The following is an 18,082-nucleotide window of genomic DNA, read 5'->3' as shown; positions in this document are numbered from 1 at the left end:
GCAGGAACTCCCAAGCTTATACCAATCCCGAGTCCTGTAACCACTAAAAACACAGGGATTTCGGGGGTTTATTTTCTTTTCTACTTCAGGTTGATGATCTTCTTGGCGTCTTCGGGTTTTTTGACGCCCTTAGCGATCGCCTGCTGCGCGGCCTGCTTGGCCTCCGGGATGCGACCTTCCGAATGCAGCACCTTGGCCAGATTCAGATAGGTCTCGCCGTCCTTGGAAAGCGGTGCGGCTTTCTGCCAGTTCTCGATCGCCTTCGGCACATCCTCGCTGTAGTAATAGGACTGTGCCAGCGCAAGGTATGTCTGATAATCGGGCTTGAGGATGCCTTTTTGCATACCTTCATTGATGACCGCGATGACGTCCTTTTCCTTGTTCTCGGTGTTGGCGTAGATGGAATACAACTGCTTGTATTCCTTTTCTTCGGTCAACTGGCCCGCGGCACGCAGCTTGTCCATCACGCCGGCAGCCTTGTCCATCTGATCGGCCTGCATGTACATGCTGGCCAGATTGAGTTGGGCCTTCTTGTCGTTGGGCGTCTTGGCGGCGAGTGCCTCGGCGGCGGCCACGGCTTCACCGGTCTGGCCAGCTTCGGCGTACGAGGCCATCAGCAACTGGTTCCAGGTGTCCTTCGGCTCGGGCGAGGCGGCGATGGCCTGCTTCAATACCGGAATCGCTTCCTTGTAGCGCTCAGCCTGGTACAGCGCCTGACCCTTGAGGATCAGGTCTTCCGGACGCTGCGACTTGCTCTCGTCCAGATACTTGTCCAGCGTGGCCAGACCTTCGGCCTGCTGATCGTCCTGCAGCTGCAGCTGCGCCAGCATCAACATCGACTGGAACTGGCCGTTGTTGTCCAGCGCATTCAGGCCGATGGCCTGTTGCAGATACTTCTTGGCGCCGGCGGTGTCGTCCAAGTTGTAGGCGGCCTGCGCGGCCAACTGGGCGGCCAGCGCCTTGTCGGCTTCGTTGGCGGCGCTGTTGGCCAGGATCTCGTCGGCCTGGCTGCGCACGCCCGGGTAATCTTCGCCCTTGTTGAAGGTTTCGATCAGCTTCTGCAGCTTACTGCTCAACTTGGACGACGGCTTGATCGTCGGTGCCTGACGGGTCGACTGCGGATACAGTTCTTCGGCCTTGCCGTTGCCCTTGGACTTACGCGCGGCACGCTCGGAAGAGCGGTCCGACTGCGCGACCGCATCGGTCACCACAGCCCCGCCCAGGGACGCTGCGATGAACAGGGACAACAGGGCTTGCTTGCGGTTGAGCAGTTTCATGTTTCACCTCGGACGAGCCGCCGTTGGGCGGTGCGAAAAGCGGAATGGAAGCTGTACGAAAAATCTGAGCCGGCAAACTTAGCAGAAAGTCTCAGTTCCCGAAAACGGTTTCCATGTTGTGGTGCGGCAATCGGGACGTAGGGCATGCGCTTAGGGCGGCTAACGGTAAGGCATCGGAAGTGAGCGTGCGGTGGCGGCTGCGCGTCACTACGCGCCTGCAGCAGCAGGCAACTGGACGATCTTGGATACACGTCAGCATCGATGGCAGCGTCCCTTCGCCAAGCACCTAACCGCACCGTGGAGCGCGTCCGGCCTGCCGAGCCTGCTGGTACACCGGTTCGAGCTGATTGACGTCGGCCTGCAGCTCGCGAATGCGGTTGGTCGGGTCGGGGTGGGTGGACAGCCATTGCGGTTGGCGACTGCCGCTGGCAGCCATCATGTTCTGCCACAGCGTGACCGCCTGGGCCGGGTCGAAGCCGGCTTGCGCCATCAGGCGCTGACCGACCACGTCAGCTTCGCTTTCCTGGGTGCGCGAGCCGGGCAGCAGGAACACCGTCTGCGCGGTCATGCCGCCGACCTGGTTCACCGCACTGGCCGCGCCATCGCCATAGGCTGCGCCAGCAAGGGCGCCGATGATGCCCAGGCCGGTCTGTGCGCCGAGCTGGCGGGTGATGCGCTCTTCATGGTGGCGCGAAATCACGTGCCCGATTTCGTGCCCCAGCACGGCAGCCAGCTGGTCCTGCGTCTTGGCCACAGTGAAGATGCCGGTGTTGACCCCGACCTTGCCGCCAGGCAAGGCGAAGGCGTTGGCTTCGTCATCGACGAACAAAGCGGTTTCCCACTTGGTTTCGCGCCATTGCGGCGGCAATTGGGCCACCAGTGCATTGACCACGCACTGCACGTAGGCGTTCTGCTTGCCGTCGGTGCTGACTTTTTCCTTGGCCTTGGTCTGCGCGAACGACTGCGCGCCCAACTGGTCGAGCTGCTCCTGCGACACCCCACCCACCACCTGTCGGCGGCCGGTCGGCGAAGTTGTGGTGGCACATGCCGTCAACGCGAGCACGGCAACAACGATCAACAGCCTGACTTTCATTCGATCCCCCTGACTCAGGCGACCATTTTGGCAGGCTCGTCTTAACTTTTCGTCAAGCGGCCTGGATCGGCCAGCAAAACGCAGCGATCAGCGATCAGATAGACGCTCACGGGGCGCTCTGTATGGGGCTGAAAGTGACGGACGGATGGATCGCAAGCGCTGACGTCGGTGGCCTGGCAGCACCCAGTCGCGGAGCTGAGCCGGCTTAGCCGATCCCGAAAAAGTACAGCGCGGCCAGGGCGGTGGCGTTGTTGATACCGTGCGCGGCGATCGGCGCCCACAGCGTGCCGGTGCGCCAGTACAGCCAGGCAAATGCTGCGCCCATGCTGCCGTAGACCAGCCAGAGCTGGGCGATGGCGGCCGGGCCATTGCCGCTGATGCCGGGCACTTCATGCACCAGTGCAAACAGTACGCCGCTCAGGACGACCCCCAGCCAGGGGCGACCGGCGGCCAGCAGGCGACCGAACAACACACGCCGAAACAACAGTTCCTCGTAGGCCGGGGCGATCACCACCGCGAACAGCACCAGGGCCAGCGGCCACTGCTGGATGGCTTCTTCCATCAGCGGCAGGTTGGTCGGCACCGGTTTGATTCCCAGTGCCGAAGCGGCCACGCTGACCAGGTTGCTGAGCACAAAGACCGCGGTGGCGATCAGGGCGGTCCAGCCCCAGGTGGACGCACGACGCGCCGCTGCGCGCGAGGCCACCTGCTCAACTGGCGTGGCGCGGCGACGCCAGTAGTACAGCAGCACCGCCGGCGTGGCGGTGCTGACCAGGGCAGTGAGCAATTGCACCATCACCCCGGGTTGGCCGATCGCGGCCATCACCTCGGCAGGGGAGGGCGTCAGGCCCTGCGCCTTGGCGGTCTGCGCGTACCCGATGCCCCGTATCGCCCCCCAGATCGCAAAACCGGCCACGCTCAGGCTGAGCAACAGGCCGACGGCGATCAAGACGTCGATGCCGAAACCGAGCAGCACGGGCGGCAGCGGGGGACGGCCGGCAGCGCGGCGCGGTGCCGGGGAGAGCGGAAGGTCTGTGCTCATCGTCGTCCTGAAAACACCGGGTCGCCGGCACAACGCCGCAGCGTCGCGCCGGTACGACACAGGCGGCTCAGATATCCAGGTTGGACACCTTCAGCGCGTTGTCCTCGATGAAGTCGCGACGCGGCTCCACCACATCGCCCATCAAGGTGCTGAAGATCTGGTCGGCGGCCACCGCGTCCTCGATGCGCACCTGCAACAGCCGGCGTGTGTCCGGGTTGACCGTGGTTTCCCACAACTGCTCGGCATTCATTTCGCCCAGGCCCTTGAAGCGCTGCACCTGACGGCCGCGCTTGGCCTCTTCCAACAGCCAGGCGTGCGCCTGGGCGAAGCTGGTGATCGGGTGGGTCTTGTTGCCACGCACGATCTGCGCACCTTCGCGGATCAGGTCGTTCAGTGCCAGCGACACTTCGCGCAGCGGACGCAGCTCGCCGCTTTCGAACGCGCCCATGGGCAGCACCTGGGTGAACTCCTCACCCATGTGCCGGCGGATGGCGACCAGAGTTGCGGCGGTGTTTTCCGTCGCCGGATCGAAGCGCAACTGGTAACGCGCAGTGCCCAGGGTGCCGCGGTTGAGCACCGCCTGTAGCGCATCCAGGGTGGGATGCACATCGCCTTCGGCCTGCAGTTGCGCCACATCCAGCGGCGGCAGGTCGATCAGCGCGGTGAGCAGCGCCGGGTCGTAACGATGTGCGTTGCGGGCGATCGCCTCGTTGGCGCCGGTGTACAGCAACAGCAGCTTCTCCAGCGCTTCGCCGGTGATCGGCGGCTCGTCGGTGGCCGGAATCAAGGCTGCGCCTTCGACCGCGTTGCTGGCAAGGTACGCATTCAGGGCCGCGTCGTCCTTCAAATACAGCTCGCTCTTGCCCTGCTTGAGCTTGTATAGCGGCGGCAGGCCGATGTAGATGTAGCCGCGCTCGATCAGCTCCGGCATCTGCCGGTAGAAGAACGTGAGCAGCAGGGTGCGGATGTGCGAGCCGTCCACGTCGGCGTCGGTCATCAGGATGATGCGGTGGTAGCGCAGCTTGTCCGGGTTGTACTCGTCGCGGCCGATGCCGGTGCCCAACGCAGTGATCAGTGTGCCGACCTGGTCGGAGGCCAGCATGCGGTCGAAGCGCGCGCGTTCGACATTGAGGATCTTGCCGCGAAGCGGCAGCACCGCCTGGTTCTTGCGGTTACGGCCTTGCTTGGCCGAGCCACCTGCCGAGTCGCCCTCGACAATAAATAGTTCCGACAGGGCCGGATCCTTTTCCTGGCAGTCGGCCAGCTTGCCGGGCAGGCCGGCGATGTCCAGCGCGCCCTTGCGGCGGGTCAGATCGCGCGCCTTGCGGGCGGCTTCGCGCGCACGCGCGGCATCGACGATCTTGCCGGTGATGGCCTTGGCTTCGTTCGGATTCTCCTGCAGGAACTCCTGCAGGCGCGCACCGAAGGCATTTTCCACCGCCGGGCGCACGTCCGAGCTGACCAGCTTTTCCTTGGTCTGCGAGGAGAAGCTGGGGTCGGGCACCTTCACCGACAGCACGGCGATCATGCCTTCGCGCATGTCGTCGCCGGTCAGCGCAACCTTGGCCTGCTTGGCGATGCCGTTCTGCTCGATGTACTGGCTCAACACGCGCGTCAGCGCGGCACGGAAGCCGGCCAAGTGGGTGCCGCCATCCTTCTGCGGGATGTTGTTGGTGAAGCAGTACATGGTTTCCTGGTAGGCATCGGTCCATTGCAGGGCCACGTCCACCACGATGCCGTTGTGCTCGCCGGTTACCGAGATCACGTTGGGGTGCAGCGGCGACTTGAGCTGTGCCAGATGCTCGACGAAGCTGCGGATGCCGCCTTCGTAATGGAAATCGTCGCGACGGCCATCGCCGCGCTCGTCGATCAGCGCGATCTTGACGCCGGAATTGAGGAACGACAGTTCGCGCAGGCGGCGCGCCAGGATGTCGTAGTGAAACTCGACATCGCTGAAGATGGCCACGGCCGGCTTGAAGCGCAACGTGGTGCCGCGCTTGGTCGAGGCTTCCAGCTGCTTGAGCGGGTACTGGGGCTCGCCCAGCGCGTATTCCTGCTGGTAGTGGAACCCGTCGCGCCAGATGTCCAGCCACAGGTGCTCGGACAACGCGTTAACCACCGACACGCCCACGCCGTGCAGGCCGCCGGACACTTTGTAGCTGTTGTCATCGAACTTGCCACCGGCATGCAGCACGGTGAGGATCACCTCGGCCGCCGAGACGCCTTCTTCCTTGTGGATGTCGACCGGCACACCGCGCCCGTTGTCGGACACCGCCACCGAGCCATCGACCAGAATCTTCACCACGATGTCGTCGGCGTGGCCAGCCAAGGCTTCGTCGACGGAGTTGTCGACCACTTCGAACACCATGTGATGCAGGCCGGTGCCGTCATGGACGTCACCGATGTACATGCCGGGGCGCTTGCGGACGGCTTCCAGGCCGCGCAGCACGGTGATCTTGCTGGAATCGTAAGTGCCGTTGGGTGTCGTCGGGGTGTTCTGTTCGTCGGTCATGCGCGTGCCGTTAACTCCACAACACGGGCGCCAACGGCAACACGCCGCTTCGCACCGTGGGAAAAGGGGGATAGCCCGTGAATTATACCAGTCGGCCCGCTCTGGCCGTGGGCTTGGCGCGTCTGTCAAAGGCACGTTCCCCGTGGCCAGGTGGGCGCGGCTGGGGTGTGGTGCGCCTGTCCTGCTCGTCCACTCCAGGCCTGAACGCGCCGTCCACCCGGTCTGACGGTTACTCGCTCCACTTGGCTAGGTGCCTTTAGTCAGCCGCGACCCCAGGGCTGACGTTGCCGTGTTCCACGTGGAACCGATGCAGGAGCTTGCCGGCCTCAGCCAGGCCGGGAGGCGTTTCCGTCGCAGTGATCAGCACTTGCGCTGGTGCGGCGGCAAGGCGCTGCAGCACGCTGGCCTGATGGTGCCGATCGAGCTCAGAGCCGAGGTCATCCAGCGCAATCACTGGCCACTCGCCGCGCTCGTGCGCGAAATCCTCGGCCTGAGCGAGCAGGCAGGCCAGGGCGGTCAACTTGGCCTGGCCGCGCGACAGGGCGTCCTTGCCGGGAAGCGCGTCAAAGCGAGGTGCCCAGTCGGCGCGGTGCGGGCCTTGCGAGGTGTAGCCGTTTTGGCGGTCGCGGTCGCGCGCGAGCAGGAGTGCGTCCGCCAGCGAGACCTCGTGGCGCTTCCAACCCGGCGCGAACTCCAGCGCAGACAGCCCAAGTGAGGGAGCAATCGCATTGGCGACCGGTACCAGGCGTTCCTGTAGCCGATCGAGGTAGCGCAAGCGTCTGGAGGTCAGCGTTTCCCCTGATTCGGCAAGCTCATGATCCCAGGCATCGAGCATCCGCGGCTGCGCTCCCTGTTTAAGCAGGGCATTGCGCTGCTTGAGTGCCCGCGCGTAACGACGCCAGAGCGCCAGAAAGTCAGGTTCCACGTGGAACAGACCCCAATCCAGGAAGCGGCGGCGCGGCTCACCGCCACCGCTGATGAGGACATGACTTCCCGGTTCGAACGTGACTACCGCCAGTGCGGCGCAAAGCGAGCCGAGTTGCGCAACGTCCTCCCCATCAAGCCGCCCCGTCCATTCCTGCCCACTGTGGCGTAAGCCTGCACGTCGTGTGCGTTCCCCGGCTTCTCCGATGCGTTCGCGCCATTCGACGAACACTTCCAGATCGGTGGCGCCTTGCTGGATCAGCCCATCGCGCACCCGCCCACGGAAACTGCGGCCATACGCCATCAAATGCAGTGCTTCAAGCACGCTGGTCTTGCCGGCGCCGTTGTCACCGGTCAACAAGTTCAGGCTGCTGGCGGGGTAGAGGTCGACTGTCTCGAAGCGACGAAGCCGATGGATGGACAACCGCACGACGTGCATCGATCAATCTGCTCCGGGCTGTGATCCGGATCCCCGGTCGGTGCGCAGGATACGTGATCGGCCTGAAATACGCGCGAGGACCAGACGCAAGCACGATCGGACAGCCTGGGGATAACCTGGGGACAAAATCAACGTTTGAAGAGGCCTTTCGGCTTATCCACAGGTTGCAAGTCCGTAATCAGGGGTTAAAACACAGGGTTTCGAGGCCATGAAGTTCAATTAAAACAAGAGCTTGACCTACTTCTACGCGAAATCTGGCCCTACCATCACCACCAAGTCTTAAGTTATTTCTATTTTTAAAAGCAAAGCTCGATGTGCATAAGTCAAAAAAGTGCGTTCGAGCAGCACGAAAACAGACTTCGTGAAAACTGCCCGTTCTCCGAACTCCGCAGAACAAGTTCGGCGGTCAGCAAGGCGATCACATCGGAGAACGCATTCAGGGAAGAAATTCTCTGTATTCTCATTTAGCTTGAGACAAAGATTCTGAGGTTCACATGTAGCGCTTTGCCTCGGCGCAGTCGAAACGCGAGAGCGTCATGCAATGCGTTGGCAAAACGGAGACAGCGTAGATTTCATGCGCAGCTGGTCGTTAATGCGACCAAAGTGACCCCACGCCTAGTCTCGACGCGCTTAGTCGGACGAAAGCCATGCGATGTGCACCGACTGCCCACTGACGCAGATACCCTTGCAACGCTTGTTGCGCCAGTGCGATTGCCGTCCCAGGGACCGCGCTGTGCGCTGATTCCAGCATACTTCGGCTAGGAAGATGACAAGACCGCTGAGGCGTACGAGTCATGCGGGCGTACGTAAAGCAACGTCAATTTTCCCATCAATCTGCAGCGAACAGCCTCTGCATGCGGAACGGATTCTTCCCCCCCCCCCAAATCCCTTCGCTGTGGTCATTGCCGAAGCTCTTCAGCTCACGCGGGCGCTACCTGACACCCTGGACACAAAAAAGCCCGACTCTCGCCGGGCTTTCATGTTCCACGTGGAACGCAACGTCAGAGACGCAGCGGCATGACCACATGGCGGGACTTCTCGCTGCTTGCCTCGCGCACCAGGGCGGACGAATTCGCGTCGCGCAGCTGGATCACCACATGCTCGTCGCGCAATGCCGACAACGCATCCAGCAGATAGTTCACGTTGAAGCCGATTGCCAGATCGTCGACCTTGGTATCAGCTTCGATTTCTTCCTGCGCCTCTTCCTGCTCGGGATTGTGCGCGCTGATCTTCAACTGGCCTGGAGATACCTCGACGCGAACGCCACGGTACTTCTCGTTCGACAGGATCGCCGCACGCTGCAACGACGCACGCAGCGCCTCGCGGTCGACCTTGACCTCACGGTCGGCGCCGATCGGAATCACCGCTTCGTAATCCGGAAAACGGCCATCGATGAGCTTGGAGGTGAAGGTCACATCGCCGCGCTTGACGCGGATATGACTGCGACCGACTTCCAGCTCGACCTCACGGTCGGCCGCTTCCAGCAACCGCAGCAACTCGGTCACGCCCTTGCGCGGCACGATGATCTGGCGCTTGGCGCCGCCGGCTTTTTCCAACTCGGTTTCGCACAGCGCCAGACGGTGACCGTCTGTGGCCACACAGCGCAGCAGGCCGTCGCGCAGATCGAACAACAAGCCATTGAGGTAATAGCGTACGTCCTGCTGGGCCATCGCAAACGCCGTGCGTTCGATCAGCTCCTTCAACGCCGCTTCCGGCACGGCAACGCGTTCGGTCGCCTCGACTTCGTCCACCGAGGGGAAGTCGTTGGCCGGCAACGTCGCCAGGGTGAAGCGGCTGCGTCCGGCCTGCACGGTGACCTTGTCGCCGGTCTGCGAGATGGTGACGCGGCTGCCATCGGGCAGGGCGCGCAGGATGTCGAACAGTTTGCGCGCCGGGATCGTGGTTTCACCATCCTGCGCGTCTTCCACCATCGTGCGCGAGATCATTTCCACTTCCAGGTCCGTGCCCGTCAACGACACCTGGCCGTCCTTCACCTGCACCAGCAGGTTTGCCAGGACTGGCAGGGTTTGACGGCGTTCGACCACGTTGACCACCTGGGCCAACGGTTTGAGGAAGGCTTCGCGCTGCAGTGTAAAACGCATGTGGTTCCGTGCCCCTATGCTTTAAAAAATAATGGATAAATCAAAAGCTTGGTGGTGATGGTAGGGCCGTTTTCAGCGGATAACCACCATAACTCTCTGTTTCCAAAAGAATTTCAGCACCCAAAAGCCGTTGGACTAGTACCCCTGGTCTGCTAGAAAAACCTGTGGATAGTTTTCCGCCCGGATTGCAGGGCAACGTTATCCACAGATTCTCCCGCATTTGACCCCAACTCATCCACGCTTTTTTCCAAACGTGCCGGCAAGGGCAACAATCCCTCACTCGCTGAGCTTGCGAATCAGCTTTTCCCAGTCCTCGCGCAGCTTGCCGTCGGCCTCCATCAGCGTGCGGATTTGCCGGCAGGCATGCAGCACGGTGGTGTGGTCACGCCCGGCAAACGCGTCGCCGATCTCGGGCAGGCTGTGTTCGGTCAGTTCCTTGGCCAGCGCCATCGCGACCTGGCGTGGGCGTGCCAGCGAACGGGTGCGCCGCTTGGAGAGCAGGTCCTTCATCTGCAGCCCGTAGTAGTCCGCCACGGTCTTCTGGATGTTGGGGATGCCGATCGCCTGCTGCTGGGCCCGCAACAGGTCGCGCAGCGTCTCCTGGGCGAACTCCACGGTGATCGCACGGCCGGTGAAGTTGGCGCGTGCCACCAGCGTGTTGAGCGCGCCTTCCAGATCGCGCACGTTCGAGCGCATCTTCTTGGCGATCAAAAACGCCACGTCGTCGGGAATGTCGGCACCGCGCTCGCGCGCTTTGGCCAGCACGATCGCCGCGCGGGTTTCGAAATCCGGTGGATCGATCGCCACCGACAGGCCCCAGGCCAGACGCGACTTCAGCCGCGGCTCCAGGCCCTCGACTTCGCGCGGGTAGCGGTCGCAGGTGAGAATGATCTGCTGGCGGCCATCGAACAGCGCGTTGAAGGTGTGAAAGAACTCTTCCTGCGTGCGGTCCTTGCCGGCAAAAAACTGGATGTCGTCGATCAACAGCGCATCGATCTGCTGGAACTGGCGCTTGAATTGGTCCATCGCCTTGTCCTGCAGCGCCCGGATCATCGCGCTGAAGAACTGCTCCGAGCGCAGATACATCACCTTGGCGGCTGGATTGGCCTGGCGCAGTGCGTTGCCTGCGGCAAACATCAGGTGGGTCTTGCCCAACCCGGTGCTTCCGTACAGCAGCAGCGGGTTGTGCGCGCGATCGCCCGGCTTCTGCGCCGCCTGGATTGCCGCCGCCAGACCGAGCTGGTTGCTACGGCCTTCCACAAAATTGGCGAAGGTGTAGTGCGAATCCAGGTTGCCGGCAAACGGTACGATCGGCGCGGCCATCGGTGCCGGTAACGGATCGGGCGCACGGGGGCGCGAGCCCACGGCCAGCGCCACTTCGCCATTGCCGGCGAAATACGCCAGCAATTCGCGGATCCGCGGCAGGTAGCGTTCACGGACCTGGTCGACGATGAAGGCGTTCGGCGCGTACAGCACGATGCTGTCGCCGCGGTCTTCGGCCTGCAGGGGTTTCAACCAGGTGTGGACATCTTCGGGCGGGAATTCAGCTTCAAGACGTTCCAGACAGCGGGGCCAAGCATCCATCAAAGTGTGATCATCTGTTGCTGGCTGCGGCGCGCAGCAAGGCGCCGTGCACGCAGCCCGGAAGTGAAAAGAGGATGGGCCAGACTAGCACCGCGCGCAGGCTTTTCCCAGAGTTATTCACAGGTCCATCCACAGGGCGTGCGCAGGCTCACGGTTGGTAAAGCAACGGGGGAGTTGACCCGGCCCGGGGCGGTCCTATAGAATTTCCGGTTCTATTCGTCTCCATCCATGCAGAGGGCCCCATGGCCACCAAGCGTACTTTCCAACCCAGCAACCTCAAGCGAGCACGCGACCATGGCTTCCGCGCACGTATGGCAACCGCCGACGGCCGCAAGATCCTGGCTCGCCGCCGCGCCAAGGGCCGCAAGCGCCTGAGCGCTTGATTGCCGCGCCGCTCTCCGCGGCCGAGGCAAGTCCTACCGTGAACGCATCGAACCCGTGCAGGCGATTTCCTCGCTCTGCGCGGGTTCGTACGCGTGCGCAATATACGGTCGTCTTCGATACCGCGCGTCGCACCTCGGATCCGCTGCTCAGCCTGCATTGGCGCACCGGCGATACGCCGCCACGCTTAGGCATGGCGGTGTCGCGCAAGGTGGACACGCGCGCTGTCGGACGCAATCGCATCAAGCGCGTCCTGCGCGATGCCATGCGGCATCTATTGCCCGATCTGGCCGGTGGCGATTACGTCATTGTGGCCCGCTCCGCAGCTGCAAAAGCGACCAATCCACAGATTCGTGACGCCTTTGTGCGTCTGCTGCGCCGTGCCGGCGCATTGCCCCTGCCTGCTGCGCCCGGCACAATGCCGCCCGCCAGGACGATGCACCCATCCTCCCTTTCCCCGACAGAGCCGGAACTTTAGTTCCGACTGAGCGAGTTGCTGCCCGATGAACCAGACCCGTGTTTTCCTGATCTTTGCCTGGCTGATGGTCGCGGCGCTACTGTGGATGGAGTGGGGCAAGGACAAGGCGGCCGCCAACGCACCTGCCGCAGTGGTCACGCAATCGGTACCGGCTGCGCGCGACCCGGATGCCACGGCGCCGGCGGCCAATGTGCCTGCCGCCCAGGCCATCCCGCAGGCGGGCGTGCCGGGTGCCGCACCGGCGGCCACCAGCACGACCACAGCAACGCCGGCAGCGGCTGGCGCTGCGCCGGTGATCACCCTCACCTCGGACGTGCTGCGCCTGAAACTCGACGGCCGCAGCGTGCTGGATGCCGAACTGCTGCAGTTTCCGCAGACCAAGGACGGCACCGCGCCGGTCGATCTGCTGACCGAAGATGCTGTGCACCCTTATAACGCCACCAGCGGCTGGGCCAGCGAGCACTCGCCGGTGCCGGGCGTGGGCGGCTTCCGCGCCGAACAGCCGGGCACCGCGTTCGAGCTTGCCAAGGGCCAGAACACCCTGATGGTGCCGTTCGTGTGGAATGGCCCCAACGGCGTGTCGATCCGCCGCACCTTCACCCTGGAGCGCGGTCGTTATGCGATTTCGATCAAGGATGAGGTGATCAACAAGAGCGCAGCGCCGTGGAACGGTTATGTGTTCCGCAAGTTGAGCCGGGTGCCGACCATCCTCAGCCGCGGCATGACCAATCCGGATTCCTTCAGTTTCAACGGGGCGACCTGGTACAGCCCGCAGGAAGGCTACGAGCGTCGCGCGTTCAAGGACTACATGGACGATGGTGGCCTGAATCGCCAGATCACCGGTGGCTGGGTGGCGTTGCTGCAGCATCATTTCTTCACTGCATGGATCCCGCAGAAGGATCAGGCCTCGCTGTATGTGCTGAACCAGGATGGCCCGCGCGACGTGGCCGAACTGCGCGGCCCGGCCTTCACCGTGGCGCCGGGCCAGACTGCCAGCACCGAGGCGCGCCTGTGGGTGGGCCCGAAGCTGGTCAGCCTGATCGCCAAGGAAGACGTGAAGGGTCTGGACCGCGTAGTCGATTACAGCCGCTTCTCGATCATGGCCATCATCGGCCAGGGCCTGTTCTGGGTGCTGAGCCACCTGCACAGCTTCCTGCACAACTGGGGCTGGGCCATCATCGGTCTGGTGGTGCTGCTGCGTCTGGCGCTGTATCCGCTGTCGGCCGCGCAGTACAAGTCCGGTGCCAAGATGCGCCGCTTCCAGCCGCGCCTGGCGCAGTTGAAGGAGCGCTATGGCGATGATCGCGCCAAGTACCAGCAGGCGACGATGGAGTTGTTCAAGAAGGAAAAGATCAATCCGATGGGCGGCTGCCTGCCGCTGCTGATCCAGATGCCGATCTTCTTCGCGCTGTACTGGGTATTGGTGGAATCGGTGGAGCTGCGTCAGGCACCGTGGCTGGGCTGGATCCAGGATCTGACCGCGCGCGATCCGTACTTCATCCTGCCGGTGCTCAACATTTCCATCATGTGGGCCACGCAGAAGCTGACGCCGACCCCGGGCATGGACCCGATGCAAGCCAAAATGATGCAGTTCATGCCGCTGGTGTTCGGCGTCATGATGGCCTTCATGCCGGCCGGCCTGGTGTTGTACTGGGTGGTCAACGGCGGCCTTGGCTTGCTGATCCAGTGGTGGATGATCCGCCAGCACGGCGAGAAGCCGAGCAAGATCATCCAGGCCAACGCCAAGTAAGTCTAAGAAAGGTTCAAGAAGGCCCGCCGCAAGGCGGGCTTTCTGCATGCCAAGCCCTCTCCGTTTGTCGCCATTGCCAAGGACGTCGTCGTGAAGCCATCGCCGTTGCATCGCCTGTTGCTGTGCGCAAGTTGCGCGGGACTGCTGGTGCTGGCCGGCTGCGGCAAGCGCGATGCCGGTACCCAGGCATCTGCTTCGGCGCCGCCGGCCAGCGGCACTGCCACTGCCGCCGTACAAACGGGCGACGCTGCCAAGGCCCGTGCGCTGATTGCACAGCTGCGCGAACAGCTGGATCGGCACCGCCGCATCATCGTGTTGCTGGCCGATGAGGACAAACAAAGCCCGCGCGATCGCGCTACCTCCAGCAGCGTGGGGCAGCAGCTGTTCCATGAAAATCTGGAACAACGCGAACGCATTGCCGCCGCGTTTGAAACCGTGCTGAGCTCGCGCGACTCAAGCCGCTTCGCTGCGATCGCCACGGTACTGGACGAAGTGGAGTCGGCGCCGGATCTATTCGATGCCGACCGCCTGGCATTTCGCGAGGTGCTGCGCGAGCTGCATGCGCGTATCGGCAAGGATTCGGCGCTGCCGGCAGTGAAACTGCATCAACGCATCGGCGAGGATCTGGAGGCGCTCGACGAGATCGAGCGCAGTTACAACACCGAACTGACGCAGATTTTCAGTCGCTTCGATCGCACCCGGGCCATCGTGCCCAAGCGCGAAAAGTGGGACGACTACGTGGCGCATTTGCGCACCTTGTACACACGCGAAAAGATCCTGCGCGACCATGGTGTGGTAGAGCCGTATCCGTTCTCCGCGCGCGATAGCGAAAGCGAAGTGTTCGGCCGCGATCTGCCGCCCAAGACGGTGGTGCTGACCTTCGACGACGGCCCGCACAAGGCCTATACCGAAGAGATCGTGGCGATCCTCAAGCGCTACGACGTGCCCGGCGTGTTCTTCGAAGTGGGGCGAAACCTCGGCAGCCTGGACGCCGATGGCAAGCCCAAGCTGGCGCCACTGTCGAAGATCAGCCATACGCTGATGGAGGAAGGCTATGCGGTGGGCAATCACAGCCTGACCCATGCGCAGTTGTCCAAGACCACCGGCGATGCATTGCGCAGCCAGGTGCTGGATACCGACACGCTGTTGCGTGCGGTGGACGACAAGCGTGCGCCGCTGTTTCGGTTTCCGTATGGCGCGCGCAATGCCGAAGGGCTGCAGTTGCTCGGCGAAGCCGGGCTCAAGTCGATCATGTGGAACATCGATTCGCTGGACTGGGCCGACCCGGTGCCCGAGTCGATCGTGCAACGCGTGCTCGACCAGGTGAACAAGGAACAGCGCGGCATCGTGCTGTTCCATGACATCCACGACCGCGCAGTGAAAGCCTTGCCGCAGATTCTGGATCGCTTGATCGCCGATGGCTACCAGTTCGCCGGCTGGAACGGCCGCGAGTTTTCGGTCGCGCGTGCACCCAGTGCCGTGGCCGACGCAACGGTGACCACCGGCTATGCCAAGTCGTGGGCGATCGTGATCGGCATCGACGACTACGCGCACTGGCCCAAGCTCGAATATGCAGCCAACGATGCGCAAGCGATCGCCAGCACCTTGACCGGCCCGTTGGGATTTCCGTCGTCGCAAGTGATCGTGCTGAAAAACAGCGAAGCCACACGCAACAATATCCTGGCCGCCTTCCATGACCGGCTTGGGGAAGGGCGCGCGCAGACCAACGACCGCGTGTTCGTGTTCTTCGCCGGCCACGGCGCCACGCGCCGGCTCGCCTCCGGGCGCGACCTGGGCTACATCATTCCGGTCGACTCGGATCCCGACCATTTGGCCAGCGATGCGATTGCGATGAGCGACCTGCAGAACATCGCCGAAAGCCTGCAGGCCAAGCACGTGTTGTTCGTGATGGATGCGTGCTACAGCGGGTTGGGTCTGACGCGCGGCGGGCCGACCTCCAGTGCGTACCTGCGCGAGAACGCGAGGCGCATCGCGCGGCAGATGCTCACCGCCGGCGGTGCCGATCAACAAGTGGCCGATAGCGGGCCGAACGGGCATTCGGTGTTTACCTGGGTGCTGCTGCAGGCGCTGGCCGGCAAGGGCGATCTCAATGGCGATGGCTTGATCACCGGGACGGAATTGGCTGCGTATGTCGCACCGGCGGTGTCGGCGGTATCGGCGCAGACGCCGGCATTCGGCAGCCTGCCGGGGTCGCAAGGCGGCGAGTTCGTGTTTCAGGTGCCCAGCGGCGAAGAATTCCTGACCGCCGATACCGCGCAGTTGTCGGCCGATGCGATCGCACTCAACGGACGCGTGGACGCCGCGCGTCCTGCTGCTGCGACTACCGGCGCTGCGGTGGCGGCTGCGCCGGTCACGGTCAAGACCTTACAAGGTGGCGAAGCCAAGCTGATCTTGCCGACCGCAGTGAAGAGCAGCGATCGCCAACGCGCGCAGTTGGCCAACGAGCGCGGTTTGCAGTTGTACAAGGAAAAACGTTACGCCGAAGCTGCCGAACAATTTGCCGAAGCCTTGAAGCTGCGCCCGGATTTTGCGCTGGCTGCGAACAATCTTGGGTTTGTGTATTACCGCCAGGAGCGTTTTGCCGAATCGGCGCGCTGGCTGGAAAACACGCTCAAGATCGATCCATCGCGCGCAGTGGCGTATCTCAATCTTGGCGATGCTTACGCCAAGGCCGGCGATCGCGACAAAGCGCGCAAGGCGTATTCCACCTACCTGGAACTGCAGCCACAAGGCAGCGGTGCGGCGCAGGCGCGCGCGCAGTTGCAGACGCTTTAATGCACAGTGGTGAGCAACGTGTGCATATGCACTTTCTGAAAAGACGGATGCCAACCAAGAGCAGCGAACAAGAAAAAGGGTGCTCACTGCCAGGCGGGAGTGGCCGGTGTTCGGCGCAGCATGGACCTCTCGTACACTCCGGTTCCGAGAGCGCCGTCCACACCCACCAGCGCACTGCTTGCTACGTTGTGTGAGCAGCTCTTAAAGCCCGGCTATTCGACATGCGCCTGAAGGCTGTGCAGGTGTTTTGATCGTCACCCATTCGGTTCCAATCCACGCAAGAGCAGTCCCCATGTCCTCTTCCACGTCCACCATCGTTGCCATCGCCAGTGCTGCCGGAACCGGCGGCGTGGGTATCGTGCGGCTGTCCGGGCCGCAAGCGGTGCAGATCGCAACGCAGCTGGGCATTGCGGGGTTGCGACCACGGCATGCGCACTACGCGCGCTTTCGCGATACGCAGGGCGAGGTGATCGATGACGGCATCGCGCTGTGGTTCAACGCGCCACGCAGCTTTACCGGCGAAGACGTGGTGGAGCTGCAGGGGCACGGCAGCCCGGTGGTGTTGCGCCAACTGGTTGCACGTTGCGTTGCGCTGGGGGCACGTCAGGCACGCGCCGGCGAGTTCAGCGAGCGCGCCTTTCTCAACGGCAAACTCGATCTGACCCAGGCCGAAGCGATTGCCGATCTGATCGCTGCCGGCGATGTGCGTGCGGCACGTGCCGCGCGGCGTTCGCTGGATGGCGTGTTCTCCCGCCGTGTCGATGCGGTAAGTGACAGCCTGACGCGCTTGCGCGTGCATGTGGAAGCGGCGATCGATTTTGCCGACGAACCGCTCGATACATTGGGGGGCACGCAAGTGCGCGAAGGATTGCAGCAGGCGCGCACATTGTTGGCGCAACTGCTGCGCGATGCAGAACGCGGGCGCAAGCTCCGCGATGGCCTGCATGCGGTGTTGATCGGCCCACCCAACGCCGGCAAGAGTTCGTTGCTCAACGCGCTGGCCGGCAGCGATCGTGCCATCGTCACCGATGTGGCCGGCACCACGCGCGACACCTTGCATGAAGCGATCCTGCTCGATGGCTTCGAATTGACGCTGGTCGATACCGCCGGCCTGCGCGAGGGTGGCGATGCGATCGAACGCGAAGGCATGCGCCGCGCGCGCGCCGAATTGCAGCGCGCCGATCTGGCGCTGGTGGTGCTCGACGCACGCGACCCGCAAGCCGCACGCGAGGCGATTGGCGATGCCATCGACGCCGTCCCGCGCCAGCTGTGGATTCACAACAAATGCGATCTGCTGGACAACAGCGCACCGCTGCTCGATACCTATGCAGTGGCGGTTTCGGCGACGACCGGACAGGGATTGCAACAGCTGCACACCCGCCTGCGGGAGCTCGCGTTAGGCGATGGCGTCGAAAGTGTGGACGGCGAATTCTCTGCACGCACCCGGCATGTCGATGCATTACGGCGTGCCGAGCAACATGCCGATGCAGCCGATCTGGAACTGGGATTCGAACAACTCGAACTGGCCGCCGAAGAGCTGCGCCTGGCGCATGCGGCGCTGGGCGAGATCACCGGCAAGCTGAGCGCCGATGAGTTGCTGGGCAAGATCTTCTCGAGTTTTTGTATCGGTAAGTGAGCCAGCGCTGCGCGATGCGGTCGCCAAACAATCTCGTGAGCCGATAACTAAAAATCCGGCCCTTTCAG

Annotated in this window: 12 protein-coding genes and 1 other RNA gene; 6 read left to right on the top strand and 7 right to left on the bottom strand. The window is 63.1% G+C overall.

Annotation, left to right across the window (positions count from 1 at the left end; all coding sequences use genetic code 11):
• Window positions 1–80: 80 nt before the first annotated feature.
• The 7 genes from XdyCFBP7245_RS10155 to dnaA all read right to left on the bottom strand — a co-directional run bounded on the left by XdyCFBP7245_RS10155 (window position 81) and on the right by dnaA (window position 10,973).
• Window positions 81–1,277, bottom strand: coding sequence for a tetratricopeptide repeat protein (locus XdyCFBP7245_RS10155; protein WP_104615553.1), 1,197 nt, complete (start codon window positions 1,275–1,277; stop codon window positions 81–83).
• Window positions 1,278–1,563: 286 nt separating this feature from the next.
• Window positions 1,564–2,370 (bottom strand): M48 family metallopeptidase, encoded by an 807-nt coding sequence (locus tag XdyCFBP7245_RS10150; protein WP_104615552.1) that lies wholly within the window; start codon window positions 2,368–2,370, stop codon window positions 1,564–1,566.
• A 205-nt stretch (window positions 2,371–2,575) separates the two neighbouring features.
• A complete protein-coding gene (locus XdyCFBP7245_RS10145) occupies window positions 2,576–3,412 on the bottom strand; it encodes a CPBP family intramembrane glutamic endopeptidase (RefSeq protein WP_104615551.1) in 837 nt (278 codons plus the stop codon).
• Window positions 3,413–3,479: 67 nt separating this feature from the next.
• Entirely contained in the window at window positions 3,480–5,924 is a 2,445-nt protein-coding gene (gene gyrB, locus XdyCFBP7245_RS10140; RefSeq protein WP_104615550.1) for a DNA topoisomerase (ATP-hydrolyzing) subunit B, read from the bottom strand.
• Window positions 5,925–6,180: 256 nt separating this feature from the next.
• A complete protein-coding gene (gene recF, locus XdyCFBP7245_RS10135) occupies window positions 6,181–7,287 on the bottom strand; it encodes a DNA replication/repair protein RecF (RefSeq protein WP_104615549.1) in 1,107 nt (368 codons plus the stop codon).
• A 1,001-nt stretch (window positions 7,288–8,288) separates the two neighbouring features.
• The gene (gene dnaN / locus XdyCFBP7245_RS10130; RefSeq protein ID WP_005991691.1) at window positions 8,289–9,389 is read right to left on the bottom strand and encodes a DNA polymerase III subunit beta; all 1,101 of its coding nucleotides are present in this window, start codon (window positions 9,387–9,389) and stop codon (window positions 8,289–8,291) included.
• A gap of 276 nt (window positions 9,390–9,665) precedes the next feature.
• The gene (dnaA, locus tag XdyCFBP7245_RS10125; protein ID WP_104615548.1) at window positions 9,666–10,973 is read right to left on the bottom strand and encodes a chromosomal replication initiator protein DnaA; all 1,308 of its coding nucleotides are present in this window, start codon (window positions 10,971–10,973) and stop codon (window positions 9,666–9,668) included.
• Window positions 10,974–11,215: 242 nt separating this feature from the next.
• Here dnaA and rpmH point away from each other — a divergent pair, with 242 nt between their 5' ends.
• From rpmH to mnmE, 6 genes are all read left to right on the top strand, one after another.
• On the top strand, window positions 11,216–11,356 hold the full coding sequence (rpmH, locus tag XdyCFBP7245_RS10115; RefSeq protein WP_002805908.1) for a 50S ribosomal protein L34: 141 nt from the start codon (window positions 11,216–11,218) through the stop codon (window positions 11,354–11,356).
• 38 nt (window positions 11,357–11,394) lie between these two features.
• Window positions 11,395–11,832 carry a ribonuclease P protein component gene (rnpA, locus tag XdyCFBP7245_RS10110; RefSeq protein ID WP_104615547.1) on the top strand — a complete coding sequence of 146 codons (438 nt, stop codon included), beginning with the start codon at window positions 11,395–11,397 and terminating at the stop codon, window positions 11,830–11,832.
• A gap of 25 nt (window positions 11,833–11,857) precedes the next feature.
• The gene (yidC, locus tag XdyCFBP7245_RS10105) at window positions 11,858–13,582 is read left to right on the top strand and encodes a membrane protein insertase YidC (protein WP_104615546.1); all 1,725 of its coding nucleotides are present in this window, start codon (window positions 11,858–11,860) and stop codon (window positions 13,580–13,582) included.
• A 90-nt stretch (window positions 13,583–13,672) separates the two neighbouring features.
• Window positions 13,673–16,378 carry a polysaccharide deacetylase family protein gene (locus XdyCFBP7245_RS10100; RefSeq protein ID WP_104615545.1) on the top strand — a complete coding sequence of 902 codons (2,706 nt, stop codon included), beginning with the start codon at window positions 13,673–13,675 and terminating at the stop codon, window positions 16,376–16,378.
• Window positions 16,379–16,498: 120 nt separating this feature from the next.
• Window positions 16,499–16,575, top strand: a non-coding RNA gene (locus XdyCFBP7245_RS10095) — sX9 sRNA.
• Between the two features lie 95 nt (window positions 16,576–16,670).
• The gene (gene mnmE / locus XdyCFBP7245_RS10090; protein ID WP_104615544.1) at window positions 16,671–18,014 is read left to right on the top strand and encodes a tRNA uridine-5-carboxymethylaminomethyl(34) synthesis GTPase MnmE; all 1,344 of its coding nucleotides are present in this window, start codon (window positions 16,671–16,673) and stop codon (window positions 18,012–18,014) included.
• The last annotated feature ends 68 nt before the right edge of the window (window positions 18,015–18,082 follow it).

This window comes from Xanthomonas dyei, assembly GCF_002939865.1.
Taxonomy (GTDB): domain Bacteria; phylum Pseudomonadota; class Gammaproteobacteria; order Xanthomonadales; family Xanthomonadaceae; genus Xanthomonas; species Xanthomonas dyei.
This window is presented reverse-complemented; position numbering and strand designations above follow the sequence as displayed.

Coding starts and splice junctions, on each gene's coding strand:
- mnmE (WP_104615544.1), top strand. CDS start 16,671: ATGTCCTCTTCCACGTCCACCATCGTTGCCATCGCCAGTGCTGCCGGA.
- rpmH (WP_002805908.1), top strand. CDS start 11,216: ATGGCCACCAAGCGTACTTTCCAACCCAGCAACCTCAAGCGAGCACGC.
- XdyCFBP7245_RS10145 (WP_104615551.1), bottom strand. CDS start 3,412: ATGAGCACAGACCTTCCGCTCTCCCCGGCACCGCGCCGCGCTGCCGGC.
- dnaN (WP_005991691.1), bottom strand. CDS start 9,389: ATGCGTTTTACACTGCAGCGCGAAGCCTTCCTCAAACCGTTGGCCCAG.
- recF (WP_104615549.1), bottom strand. CDS start 7,287: ATGCACGTCGTGCGGTTGTCCATCCATCGGCTTCGTCGCTTCGAGACA.
- dnaA (WP_104615548.1), bottom strand. CDS start 10,973: ATGGATGCTTGGCCCCGCTGTCTGGAACGTCTTGAAGCTGAATTCCCG.
- yidC (WP_104615546.1), top strand. CDS start 11,858: ATGAACCAGACCCGTGTTTTCCTGATCTTTGCCTGGCTGATGGTCGCG.
- gyrB (WP_104615550.1), bottom strand. CDS start 5,924: ATGACCGACGAACAGAACACCCCGACGACACCCAACGGCACTTACGAT.
- XdyCFBP7245_RS10150 (WP_104615552.1), bottom strand. CDS start 2,370: ATGAAAGTCAGGCTGTTGATCGTTGTTGCCGTGCTCGCGTTGACGGCA.
- XdyCFBP7245_RS10155 (WP_104615553.1), bottom strand. CDS start 1,277: ATGAAACTGCTCAACCGCAAGCAAGCCCTGTTGTCCCTGTTCATCGCA.